Genomic DNA, 12,360 nt, shown 5'->3' with positions numbered 1-12,360 from the left:
CGCATCGACGATGACGACCTTGCAGGACTGCGTCGACGAGTCGACGCCCATGACGAGTGCCATGTCGGCATCCTCTCTCGGTGGACCGCCACCACCCGCCGAGACACCGGATCCGCACCGAGACACCGGCGTGCGGCGGGGGTCTCGGTGCGGACGTGGTGTCTCGCGGGCGGGGCGGTCGAGCGGATGCCGGGGTCAGCGGGCGCCGAGCAGGTGCTCGGTGGCCAGCTGCTGCAGGCGGACGAAACCGAAGCCCTTGCCGCCGAGGTAGGCGTCGGTGTCGAAGTCCTCGTAGGCGGAGCGGTCGGCCACGAAGTCGTCGTAGCTCTCGCCCTCGGCGAACGTCGGCTGAGCGAGCTCGGCCACGCGCGCAGCGGCAAGTGCCTCCTGCACCTCCGGATCGGCGCGGAAAGCGGCCGCGCGCTCCTTCAGCAGCAGGTACGTGCGCATGTTGGCGGCTGCCGAGTCCCAGACGCCGGTCTCGTCCTCGGTGCGCGAGGGCTTGTAGTCGAAGTGGCGCGGTCCCTCGTAGGCCGGGCCGCCGTTCGGGCCGCCGTTTTCGAGCAGGTCGACCAGCGCGAACGCGTTGTGCAGGTCGCCGTGGCCGAACACGAGGTCCTGGTCGTACTTGATGCCGCGCTGACCGTTGAGGTCGATGTGGAAGAGCTTGCCATGGTAGAGCGCCTGGGCGATGCCCGCGGCGAAGTTCAGGCCGGCCATCTGCTCGTGGCCCACCTCGGGGTTCAGGCCCACGAGCTCGGGACGCTCGAGCGAGTCGATGAAGGCGAGGGCGTGCCCGACCGTCGGCAGGAGGATGTCGCCGCGCGGCTCGTTCGGCTTGGGCTCGATCGCGAAGCGGATGTCGTAGCCCTTGCTGTCGACGTAGTCGCCGAGGAAGTTGACGGCTTCGCGGTAGCGCTCCAGCGCCTGGCGGATGTCCTTCGCGGAGTCGTACTCGGCGCCTTCGCGACCGCCCCACATGACGAACGTCTGCGCGCCGAGCTCGGCTCCGAGGTCGATCTGGCGCAGCACCTTGCGGATGGCGAAGCGGCGTACGTCGCGGTCGTTCGAAGTGAAGCCGCCGTCCTTGAAGACGGGGGCGCTGAAGAGGTTGGTCGTGACCATCGGCACCTTCAGTCCCGTCGCGTCCAGCGCCCCCTTGAGACGGTCGATCTGGTGCTGACGGTCGGCGTCGCTGGAGCCGAAGGGGAAGAGATCGTCGTCGTGGAAGGTCAGCCCATACGCCCCCAGCTCGGCGAGCTTCTCGACCGCGTGCACGACGTCGAGCGGCGGACGGGTCGGGCCGCCGAACGGGTCGGTGCCGTTGTAGCCGATGGTCCAGAGACCGAAGGTGAACTTGTCGGCGGGGGTCGGGGTGGTCATGACGCTCCTTCGCGGTCTCCCGGGTGGGAGGTTTGTTGTTGACAGCAACCTATACCACGACGCACCCGTCGTCTACCGCGACGCCCGGCATCCGCGCCTCTAGGGTGGACGCGTGGCACGCGCAGAAGGAACCGTCGAAGGCGTTCGGCGCGCCAACCTCTCCCGCGTGCTGCGGCTCGTTCACGAAGACGGCCCCCTCTCGCGCGCGGCACTCACCGAAACGACCGGTCTGAACCGGTCCACGGTCGGCGCGCTGGTCGCCGACCTCGTCAGCGCGGGCCTCGCCACCGAGGGCGCCCCCGAGATGCACCGGCGCGTGGGACGGCCCTCACCGTCGGTCGCGGCCGCCGCGGACGTGGTCGCCATCGCGGTCAATCCCGAGGTCGACGCCCTCACCGTGGCCGCCATCGGACTCGATCGCACGATCGTGTGCCGCGAGCGCATCGAGCTCGCCGGACTGCTCACCCCCCAAGAGGCCACCGCGCTCACCGCCGAGGTGGTCGAACGCTGGCGCACGGGGGTGCTCGCCTCGCACCGCATCGTCGGCATCGGCATCGCGGTGCCCGGGCTGGTGCGCTCCGCCGATGGCCTCGTGCGCCGCGCCCCGCACCTCGACTGGACCGACGCCCCGCTGCGCGACGAGCTCGCGCAGGCCACGGGCCTGCCGACGGCGATCGACAACGACGCGACGCTCGGCGCCCTCGCCGAGAGCCGCTACGGAGCCGGTCGCGGCGTCGCCGATCTGATCTACGTCAACGGCGGCGCAAGCGGCATCGGCGGCGGCCTGGTGATCGGCGGACACCTCGTGCGCGGCGCGGGCGGCTACGCCGGCGAGCTCGGCCAGAACAGGCCGGGCATCGCACAGCCGGCGGATCGTCGCTCGGGCGCGCAGGGCACTCTGGAAGACGAGGTGAGTCGCTCGCGCCTGCTCGCCGTCGTGGGGCTGCACAGCGCGGACGAACCCACGCTCGAGGAGGCGATCCGCACCTCGGGGAGCGTGGAGGTCGCCGCGGAGGTCGAACGACAGCGCCGCATTCTCGCGACGGCGTTGGCGAACGCCGTGAACGTGCTCAACCCGTCGACCGTCATCCTCGGCGGCTTCCTGGCGACGATCCTCGACCAGGATGCCGAGGCCCTCCAGAGCGCCGTCCGCGAGCAGGCGATGGCCATGAACGTCGAAGACCTGCACCTGCGTGCGGCCGACCTGGGCCCCGACCGCCTGCTCGTGGGCGCGGCTGAGATCGCCTTCGACGCGCTGCTCACCGACCCCCTCGATGCACTGCCTGGCGCGCTGCCTGACGCGGGCTGACCCCCGGCATCCCCGCGCTCAGCGCAGCGGTGCGGTCGTCGCGCGCGGAATGAGCCGCGTGGGAAGCACGAGGTGCGTGGCCTCGGGGGTTCCCCCGGCGAGCATCGTCACCAGCATCCGTGCGGCCTCGGCGCCGAGGCGCTGAATGGGCTGGCGCACCGTGCTGAGCGGACGCGCCGTGAGGAAGGCTTCGGGGATGTCATCGAATCCGATCACCGACAGGTCGCCCGGCACATCCAGTCCCAGCTCCCCCGCCACCTCGATGAGCCCGAGCGCGGTGCGGTCATTGGCGGCGAACACCGCCGTGGGCCGGTCGGACTGCTGCAGCAGCGCACGCCCGACGACACGGACCGTGTCGGGGTCGTACATGCCCACGGCCACGAGGGCCGGGTCGAAGCGGATGCCGGCCTGACGCAGCGCGCGGCGGTAACCCGCCTCGCGCATCTCCGACGAGCGCAGTTCGGGCCGCCCCGCGAGAAACCCGATGCGCCGATGCCCGAGCTCGAGCAGGTGTGTCGTCGCCTCGAGTCCGCCGGCGAGGCTGTCGGATTCGACCGACGGGATGTCGACGCGGCCGGCGTGCGGGTCGACCGCGACGATCGGGACGTCGGCGTTCACACCCACCACGGTCGGGGTCACCATGATCGCCGCGTCGATCAGCGTTCCGCTGAGGCGGCTGAGCGAGCGCCGCTCCCACCCCTGCGGGTCGCTGTCGCGTGCTCCCGCGTACGCCAGCAGGTCATAGCGATGACTGCTCAGTGCCGCACCGACGCCTTTGAGCACCTCCGCGCTGAACGGCTCGAAGTCCGAGACGAGCACGCCCACGACCCCCGTCCGGCGGGAGCGCATACTGCTGGCGACGAGGCTCGACTCGTAGCCGAGCTCGGCCACGGCATCCAGCACGCGCGACACCGTCGCACTGGCGACGCCATACCGCCCGTTGACCGCTTTGGACACCGTGGCGACCGACACTCCGGCGGCGGCGGCGACGTCATGGATGGTGGCTCTGCGACTCACGGGGCGATCCTATGGGGACGGAAACGTTATTGAAAAGGTTTTTGAAAACGTTTGACGTTGTTGACAACAAATGGACACACTGGTGCACATTCCGGCCTGAACCCGTTCACCGGAATGCTCCGTGCCCCGAATGACCGGGGTGAGGCTCAATGAGGAGGACAGGAATCACATGAAGGCGAACAAGATCCTGACCGGAGCGGTGCTCCTGGTCGCGGGCACGCTCGGTCTGAGCGCCTGCAGCGGCGGATCCGGCGGGACCAACGCCGACGGCAAGGTCGAGATGACGCTCTGGCAGAACTCGACCACCGGTCCCGGACAGCAGTTCTGGAAGGACGCGATCGCGGCCTTCGAGAAGGAGAACCCGAACGTCACCATCACGATGCAGTCCGTGCAGAACGAAGACATGGACGGCAAGCTGCAGACCGCGCTGAACGCGGGCGACGCTCCCGACATCTTCCTGCAGCGCGGCGGCGGCAAGCTCGCGGCGATGGTGCAGGCGGGTCAGCTGATGGACCTCACCGACAAGATCGGCGACACCGCCAAGTCGGAGATCTCCGACGGCTCCTTCAAGGCCGAGACCTACCAGGACAAGGTGTGGGCCATGCCGCTGGCGGTGCTGCCGAGCGGCTTCTGGTATAGCTCCGACCTGTTCACCAAGGCGGGCATCACGACGCCGCCGACCACCATCACCGACCTGGAGTCGGCCGTCGGCAAGCTGAAGTCCGCGGGCGTCGCACCCATCGCGCTCGGCGCGAAGGACGCCTGGCCGGCCGCCCACTGGTACTACAACTTCGCCCTCCGCGAGTGCAGCGCCCAGACCATCGAGAAGACCGGCGACACCAAGGACTTCAGCGACGGCTGCTGGCTGAAGGCCGCGGAAGACCTGAACGACTTCGCCGCGACCCAGCCGTTCAACGACGGCTTCCTGACCACGAGCGCCCAGCAGGGCGCCGGCAGCTCTGCCGGTCTCGTCGCCAACCACCAGGCCGCGATGGAGCTCATGGGCGCGTGGGACCCGGGCGTGATCGCCTCCCTCACCCCCGACGAGAAGCCGCTGCCCGACCTGGCATGGTTCCCGTTCCCCGAGCTGTCCGGCGGCCAGGGCGAACCGGGCTCGATGATGGGCGGCGTCGACGGGTACTCGTGCTCGGTCAAGGCTCCGAAGGAGTGCGCCGACTTCCTCAACTTCATCGCCTCGGCCGACCAGCAGAAGGCCTACTACGCGGCCTTCAGCGCCCCGCCCGTCAACAAGACGGCGCAGGCGGCGGTCAAGGAGCCCTACCTGCAGGAGGTCCTCGCCGCCTACAACAAGGCCCCCTTCGTGTCGCAGTGGCTCGACACCGTCCTCGGCCAGAACGTCGGCAACGCGCTGAACGTCGCCGTGGTCGATCTGCTCGCGGGCAAGAGCAACCCGCAGCAGATGATCCAATCGGTCACCGACGCGGCCAAGAAGGGCTGATCGGATCGTGTCCCTTCGCGAGACCTCCGTGGCCGTCACCGACCCGGAGACGGATCTCGCGCAGCACGGCGGGGGCGGCGTGACGCCGCCCCCGCCCACGCCGCGCCGCCGTCCCCGTGGACTGGGCTGGGCCGGGAGATTCGAGATCGCGCTGCTCGTCGGGCCGGCGCTGATCATGTTCCTCGGCTTCGTCATCTTCCCGGTGGCGATGGCGGCCTACTACGGCTTCTTCCGCTGGCAGGGCTACGGCACGCCCACCGACTTCGTCGGCCTGCAGAACTACGTCACGATCCTCACCGACCCGACCTTCCTCGAGGCCCTCGGGCACAACGGCTTCATCGTGATCGCCTCGATCGTGCTGCAGGGTCCGGTGGCGGTGCTGCTGGCTCTGCTGCTCAACCGTCGGATGCGGGGGCAGTCCCTCATCCGCGTGCTGATCTTCGTGCCCTACGTCATCGCCGAGGTCGTCGTTGGCACCGGCTTCGGCCTCATGCTGCAGACGCAGGGCGCCGTGAACGGCCTGTTGGAGAACTGGGGGCTGGGCGCCCTCGCCCACGATTGGATCTCGGACCCGGCGATCGCCATCTGGACGCTGATGGCCATCCTCACGTGGAAGTACGTCGGCTTCGCCGTCATCCTCTTCCTCGCGGGACTGCAGGGCATCCCCGAGGAGCTCTACGAGGCGGCGGCGCTCGACGGCGCCGGCTACTGGCAGACCCACTGGCGCATCACGCTGCCGCTGCTGGCCCCCACGCTGCGCATCTGGGCGTTCCTCTCGATCATCGGGGCCCTGCAGCTGTTCGACCTCGTCTACATCATCTGGGGCCAGTACGTCGCCTCGACGGCTGGCACCTCCACGATGGCCACCTACATGGTGGTCAACGGCCGCAACGCCGGCAACTTCGGCTTCGGCAACGCCGTCGCCGTCGTCATCTTCGTCATCTCGCTCGTCGTCGCCCTCATCTACCAGCGCTTCGTGCTGCGTCGCGACACGGCCGGCGCCATCACCGAAGGGAAGAAGACCCGATGAGCGCGCTCACCGTCGACACCCCCGTCTCCACCGCCACGGTGGCCACCGCAGGACACCGCGGACGGGGTCCGCGCCGCACGAAGGAGCGGCTGCCCTGGGGCAGTCCGCTCGTGTACTTCATCGCTCTCGTCGTGATCGCCCTCATGCTGGCGCCGGTGCTGTACATCATCATCGGCGGGTTCCGCAGCAACTCGCAGATCACGGTCGACCCCGCCGGCTGGCCCGATCCGTGGAACGTCCAGAACTACCTGAACGTCCTCACCGGGCCGCAGTTCTGGCGTCAGGTGCTCAACTCGATCATCGCCGCCGGTGCGACCACCGCCGGAGTGGTCGCACTCGGGCTCATGGCCAGCTACGTCATCGCGCGGTATCCGTTCCGCGGGCGCGGCGCGCTCTATGCGCTGTTCGCTGCGGGTCTCATGTTCCCGATCACGGTCGCCATCACGCCGTTGTACATCGTCATCCGTGACCTCGGCCTGATGAACTCGCTCGCCGGCATCATCCTTCCGCAGATCGCGTTCGCGCTGCCGACGACGATCATCATCCTCGTGCCGTTCCTGCGGGCGATCCCGGACGAGATCCAGGAAGCCGCGTTCATCGACGGCTGCAGCCGATTGGGCTTCTTCTGGCGGATGGTGCTGCCCTTGTCGGTGCCCGGCGTCATCACGGTCGGCATCCTCGCGTTCATCGGCAGCTGGAACAGCTACCTGCTCCCCCTGTTCATCCTGAACAACGAGGCGAGCTTCACGCTGCCTCTGGGCGTGCAGGCCTTCTCCTCCCAGTACTCGGTCGACACCGCCAAGGTGCTGGCTTTCACCTCACTGTCGATGCTCCCGGCACTGCTGTTCTTCAGCCTGTTCGAGCGTCGCATCGTCGGCGGCCTCACGGGCGCCGTGAAGGGCTGATCCGTATGACGATCTCCGATTCCCCCCTCCACCAGCCGCTCGCCGAGCCGGTCTCCCCCCGGGTGGCCGCGCTCATGGCCGCGATGACCGTCGAGCAGAAGGTGGCGCAGCTGACCGGTTTCTGGGTCGACCAGGGCGACGAGGTGGTCGCGCCGATGGCCGGCGAGATGCTGGCCGGCGAAGCGACGCCCTCCGACCGCTACGAGCGGGCGTCGGCACACGGCCTCGGCCACCTCACGCGCGTCTACGGCACGAGGCCCGTGGATGCCGCGCAACGCGCGGCCTGGCTGTGGAACGAGCAGCGCCGTCTCGCCGCGGCATCCGGTCACGGCATTCGCGCGATCGTTCACGAGGAGTCGCTGACGGGGCTCGCGGCCTGGAGAGCGGCGACGTTCCCGACGCCCCTGGCGTGGGGCGCGGCGTTCGACCCCGAGCTCGTCGAGAGGATGGGACGCCTCATCGGCGAATCGATGCGAGAACTCGGCGCGCACCAGACCCTCGCCCCCGTGCTCGATGTCATCCGCGATCCCCGCTGGGGGCGTGTCGACGAGTGCATCTCGGAGGATCCCTACGCGGTGGCGACGATCGCCACGGCCTACGTGCGCGGCATCCAGGATGCCGGGGTGCACGCGACCCTGAAGCACTTCGTCGGCTACTCGTCCTCGCAGGCGGGCCGCAACCACGCGCCCGTCCACGCCGGTCCGCGTGAGCTCGCCGACGTGTTCCTGCCGCCGTTCGAGATGGCGGTGCGCGACGGCGGCGCACGCTCGGTGATGAACTCCTACACCGATATCGACGGCGTTCCGGTGGCCTCGGACCCGCGGCTGCTGACCGACCTGCTGCGCGGAACGTGGGGCTTCGACGGCGTGGTCGTCTCGGACTACTTCGCGATCGCCTTCCTCGAGACGATGCACGCCGTCGCCGCCGACCGTACCGAGGCGGCACGCCTGGCGCTGACCGCCGGCATCGACGTCGAGCTGCCCAGCGGCGACGCCTACGCCGCTCCCTTGCTCGCCGGGCTACGCGACGGCCGCATCGACGAGGCGCTCGTCGATCGGGCGCTTGCCCGCGTGCTCGCGCAGAAGGAGGGGCTAGGGCTGCTCGATCCCGACGAGAGCGAACCTCCGACCGCGATCGACCTCGACTCGCCGGCGCACCGTGAGGTCGCGCGCGAGCTCGCGGAGCGCTCGCTCGTGCTGCTGTCGAACGACGGCACGCTGCCGCTGTCCACCGGCACGGCCGGTCCGGCACGCATCGCGGTGATCGGCCCGAACGGCCACGACGCCTCGGCGTTGATGGGCTGCTACTCGTTCGCCAACCACGTGCTGGCCCATCACCCGGGAACGCCATACGGCTTCGCGATCCCGACGGTCGTCGAGGCGCTGCGCGCAGAGCTGCCCGACGCCGCGATCGTCTCTGTCGCGGGCTGCGAGGTCGAGGGCGAGGACCGGTCGGGCTTCGGCGCCGCGGTGGATGCCGCGGCATCCGCCGATGTCGCGATCGTCGTGGTCGGCGACCGCGCCGGCCTGTTCGGACGCGGCACCGTGGGCGAGGGCAACGACGCGGAGAGCCTGGAGCTGCCGGGCGTGCAGCGCGAGCTCGTCGACGCCGTCGTCGCCACGGGCACCCCGGTCGTGCTCGTGGTCGTGACCGGCCGACCCTATGCGCTCGCGTGGGCCCTGGACGCAGACGCCGATGCGCGGCCGCGCGCGGTCGTGCAGGCGTTCTTCCCGGGCGAGGAGGGCGGTGTCGCGATCGCGCGTGTGCTGTCCGGTGCGGTCTCACCCTCGGGCCGACTGCCCGTCTCGCTGCCGCGTTCGGCCGGCGCGCAGCCGTTCTCGTACCTGCATCCGATCCTGGGCGGCAACAGCGATGTGACCAGCGCCGACAGCGCGCCGGTGCGTCCGTTCGGGTTCGGACTCGGCTACACGACGTTCACCCGTACCGACCTGTCAGCGCCGGCCGAGGTCGATGCCGGCGGCGTTCTGCCGGTGAGTGTCACGGTGACCAACACCGGCTCCCGCCCCGGCACCGAGATCGTGCAGCTGTACGCGCACGACGTGCACGCCAGCGTCGTCCGACCGGTCGCCCAGCTGCTCGGATACGCCCGGGTCACGCTCGCGGCGGGAGCGAGCGCGCGCGTGCACTTCGAGGTTCCGACCGCACGCCTGGCGTTCACCGACCGGCGCGGCATCCGCATCGTCGAGCCCGGCCGCGTCGATCTCTGGGCCGGGGAGTCGGTGGCCGACCGCGAGAGCGTCGCAACCGTCACCCTCACCGGAGACGTGCACCCGGTCACGGCCGCCGATGCCCGCATCGTGGGCACACACGTCGAGTAGCGGTCTTTCGCCTCTTCCGCCACTCGACCAGACGGCCCGCCCCTTCCCGGGGCGGGCCGTTCTTCCGCGCGATCAGTCGAGGGCGAGCTCGACGGTCGCGAAGGCGTGCGGCGGCAGATCGACGCGCAGGACACCCGCCTCCACCGTGGCCTCCAACGGCACCGGGCGCACCGTGTCGGGCGCCTGCGGGGTGTTGTGCGCCGCGGCATCCGGTCCGGTCAGCACGCGGGCGCGCACGACCCTGGCGTTGCGACCGCGGAGGTCGATCTCGACGGGCAGCGCGTCGTCGACGCCGACGTGCGTGAGCGAGACGAGCACGGCGCCGTCCTTCATGGATGCCGACAGCGACAGCGCCGGCAGGTCGGCCCCGTCGACTCCCACCCGCGGTGCCGACACGACGTGTGCGGGCACCGACAGCGCATCATGGTGGCCGACGTTCATCTCGTACACGTGATAGGTCGGGGTCAGCACGAGTCCGCCGTCGTCGTCGGTGAGGATCATCGCCTGCAGCACGTTGAGCGTCTGCGCGATGTTCGCCATGCGCAGCCGCGCAGCGTGGCGGTGGAACACGTCGAAGTGGATGCCGGCGACCAGCGCATCGCGCACCGTGTTCTGCTGGAAGAGGAAGCCGGGGTTGGTCCCCGGCTCCACGCTCCACCAGGTGCCCCATTCATCGCAGACGAGGTCGATGGTGCGCTCGGGGTCGTAGGCGTCCATGACGGCTTCGTGCGCGCGGATCACGCGCTCGATCTCGTAGGCCTTGCCGATCGTGCGTACGTATTCGTCGCGCGAGAACGCCGTCGCCGACTCCTTCTGGATGCCGGTGCCGGCGTGCGTGTAGTAGTGGAACGAGATCGCCTGGAACGGCGAGCGCTGCGGGTCGGGGGCGTTCGTCGACATCGCCGACGCCATGAGTGCGTGCGTCCAGCGCACGTCGTCGTCGGCGGCGCCGGCCGCGATACGGGTGAGGGTGTTGCCGTCGTGCTCCCTGCAGAAGGTCGCGTAGCGCCGGGCGAGGGAGGTGTAGTACTCGGGCGTCATGTTGCCGCCGCACCCCCACGCCTCGTTCCCGAGCCCCCAGAACGGCACCCGCCACGGCTCGTCGCGACCGTTCGCCCGGCGCAGGCGTGCCATCGGACTGTCGCCCGAACGGGTGAGGTACTCGACCCACTCGCTCATCTCCTGCACGGTGCCGCTGCCGACGTTGCCGTTGACGTACGGCTCGGCGCCGAGCATGTGGCACAGATCCATGAACTCGTGGGTGCCGAAGGCGTTGTTCTCGACGACGTCTCCCCAGTTGGTGTTGACCATCGTCGGGCGCTCATCGCGGGGCCCGATTCCGTCGCGCCAGTGGTACTCGTCGGCGAAGCACCCGCCGGGCCAGCGCAGGTTCGGGACGTGGAGGCGGCGGAGGGCCTCGACGACGTCGAGGCGGATGCCGCGCTCGTTCGGGATCGGCGAGTCCTCCCCCACCCAGAAGCCGCCATAGATGCACCGGCCGAGGTGCTCGGCGAAGTGCCCGTAGAGGTGGCGGCTGATCTGCGGACCCGTGACGTCGAGGTCGACGGCGGCGCGAGCGATGGTCATGACGGCTCCCGTTCTGCGGCTGCTCCGCCGCCCTCCCATCCTCGCACCAATATGTTTCACATGACAACAAATATGGACCCGCGGCACCGAGCGCGCCGCGACGGGCGAGAACCAGCGGCGCACCGTGCGGCAGCGCAGCCGCGTCAGCGCAGCGAGAGCTGGTCGTCGAGGTAGTCGGCCAGCGGCCGACGCACGCCGGCCGCCGTCCACGTCACCAGCGGGATGCCGTCGACGAGCACCAACGGCCCGGAGCGCTCACCCCGGCGCACGGCGTCGAGGTCGATCTGCGTCGCACCCAGGTGCAGCACCTCGCCGTCGACGAACCCGCCGCGCGCCGCCGCGGCCGCACGCTCCGAACGGGCGCGCTGCGCCTCCGCCGTGTAGCCGCGGACCGCCTCGGCGCGGGCGCGGAGGATCTCGCCGGTGGCATAGACCTCGGCATCCGCGATGAGAAGCACACCGACGTGCCACGCCTCGTCGACCGGCACGATCCGCGGAGCGCGGCCGAAGCCCAGCAGCCGCCGGCTGTGGGCCCAGTCACCCAGACGTTCGCGCGGCGATCCCGCCAGACGACGGCGGGCGTCGGAGAGCACGGTGTCGAGCTGGTCGGCGCCGGCGGCGACCTCGTCGGTCATCGCGGGCCGGGTCGGACGGTCAGATCGCTGATGACCGCGTCACGCGGAAGATCGAGCGCCGTGAGCACGGCCGTGACGACCGACGCCGGGTCGATCCACCGGTCGGGGTCGTAGTCCGCCCCCTCCTGCGCGTGGACCTCCGCCTGCATGGGGGTGGCGGTGCGCCCGGGATACACGCTCGTCACGCGCACGCCGTGCTCGGCCTCCTCGCCGCGGAGGGCGTCGGCGAGGGCCTTGAGCCCGTGCTTGGATGCCGCGTACGCCGCCCACTGCGGATGCGCGGTGAGACCCGCGCCCGAGTTGACGAACACCACCTGGCCACGGGCAGCGCGCACCCGCGGCAGCAGCAGCCGGGTCAGCTCGGCGGGCGCGGTCAGGTTCACGGCCAGCTGGCTCTCCCACGCCGATACCGGCAGATCGCCCACGCGGCCGAGTTCGACGATGCCCGCGGCGTGGATGACGCTGTCGATCCGCTCCGGGACGGCATCAGCGTGGTGCATCGCGTCGGCGATCGCAGCCGGGTGCGCAAGGTCGGCGACGATGGTGACGCTGCCCGGGAACGCGCGCGACAGATCGTCGGCCCGGGCGGCATCGCGGACGATGAGCACGAGGCGGTCGCCGCGCGCCGCGAGCCGCTCGGCGACGAGGTTTCCGATGCCGGAGCCCGCTCCGGTGATCACGTGGGTGGTCATCTGA

The 12,360-nt window shown here is 70.3% G+C and carries 10 protein-coding genes; 5 read left to right on the top strand and 5 right to left on the bottom strand.

Annotation, left to right across the window (positions count from 1 at the left end):
- Positions 1-195: 195 nt before the first annotated feature.
- A complete protein-coding gene (gene xylA, locus BGN98_RS13570) occupies positions 196-1,383 on the bottom strand; it encodes a xylose isomerase (protein WP_036289709.1) in 1,188 nt (395 codons plus the stop codon).
- 112 nt (positions 1,384-1,495) lie between these two features.
- Here xylA and BGN98_RS13565 point away from each other — a divergent pair, with 112 nt between their 5' ends.
- Positions 1,496-2,692, top strand: a complete 1,197-nt coding sequence (locus tag BGN98_RS13565) for an ROK family transcriptional regulator (protein WP_036289708.1) — start codon at positions 1,496-1,498, stop codon at positions 2,690-2,692.
- Between the two features lie 18 nt (positions 2,693-2,710).
- On the opposite strand, the gene BGN98_RS13560 is transcribed toward BGN98_RS13565, so the two are convergent.
- Positions 2,711-3,709 (bottom strand): LacI family DNA-binding transcriptional regulator, encoded by a 999-nt coding sequence (locus BGN98_RS13560; protein WP_288121675.1) that lies wholly within the window; start codon positions 3,707-3,709, stop codon positions 2,711-2,713.
- Between the two features lie 169 nt (positions 3,710-3,878).
- Between BGN98_RS13560 and BGN98_RS13555 the strand changes: the two genes are divergently transcribed.
- Genes BGN98_RS13555 through BGN98_RS13540 form a run of 4 tightly spaced genes read left to right on the top strand, consistent with a single transcriptional unit; the run spans position 3,879 to position 9,442 of the window.
- Positions 3,879-5,168: an ABC transporter substrate-binding protein gene (locus tag BGN98_RS13555; protein WP_036289706.1), complete on the top strand. Its 1,290-nt coding sequence runs from the start codon at positions 3,879-3,881 to the stop codon at positions 5,166-5,168.
- A gap of 28 nt (positions 5,169-5,196) precedes the next feature.
- Positions 5,197-6,198 carry a carbohydrate ABC transporter permease gene (locus BGN98_RS13550; protein WP_036318437.1) on the top strand — a complete coding sequence of 334 codons (1,002 nt, stop codon included), beginning with the start codon at positions 5,197-5,199 and terminating at the stop codon, positions 6,196-6,198.
- Positions 6,195-7,103, top strand: a complete 909-nt coding sequence (locus BGN98_RS13545) for a carbohydrate ABC transporter permease (protein ID WP_036286998.1) — start codon at positions 6,195-6,197, stop codon at positions 7,101-7,103. The genes BGN98_RS13550 and BGN98_RS13545 overlap by 4 nt, the downstream gene beginning before the upstream one ends.
- Before the next feature lie 5 nt (positions 7,104-7,108).
- Positions 7,109-9,442: a beta-xylosidase/alpha-l-arabinosidase gene (locus BGN98_RS13540; protein WP_288121674.1), complete on the top strand. Its 2,334-nt coding sequence runs from the start codon at positions 7,109-7,111 to the stop codon at positions 9,440-9,442.
- Between the two features lie 72 nt (positions 9,443-9,514).
- On the opposite strand, the gene BGN98_RS13535 is transcribed toward BGN98_RS13540, so the two are convergent.
- From BGN98_RS13535 to BGN98_RS13525, 3 genes are all read right to left on the bottom strand, one after another.
- Positions 9,515-11,029, bottom strand: a complete 1,515-nt coding sequence (locus tag BGN98_RS13535; protein ID WP_036287016.1) for an alpha-N-arabinofuranosidase — start codon at positions 11,027-11,029, stop codon at positions 9,515-9,517.
- Between the two features lie 143 nt (positions 11,030-11,172).
- Positions 11,173-11,664: a hypothetical protein gene (locus BGN98_RS13530; protein ID WP_036287018.1), complete on the bottom strand. Its 492-nt coding sequence runs from the start codon at positions 11,662-11,664 to the stop codon at positions 11,173-11,175.
- Positions 11,661-12,356: an SDR family oxidoreductase gene (locus tag BGN98_RS13525; protein WP_036287021.1), complete on the bottom strand. Its 696-nt coding sequence runs from the start codon at positions 12,354-12,356 to the stop codon at positions 11,661-11,663. Before BGN98_RS13525 ends, BGN98_RS13530 begins: the two co-directional genes overlap by 4 nt.
- Positions 12,357-12,360 lie beyond the last annotated feature (4 nt).

Origin of the sequence: Microbacterium sp. 69-7, assembly GCF_001897985.1 — a bacterium.
Taxonomy (GTDB): Bacteria; Actinomycetota; Actinomycetes; order Actinomycetales; family Microbacteriaceae; genus Microbacterium; species Microbacterium laevaniformans.
The sequence above is the reverse complement of the archived record's forward strand: the minus strand, read 5'-3'. Positions and strand labels throughout refer to the sequence as shown.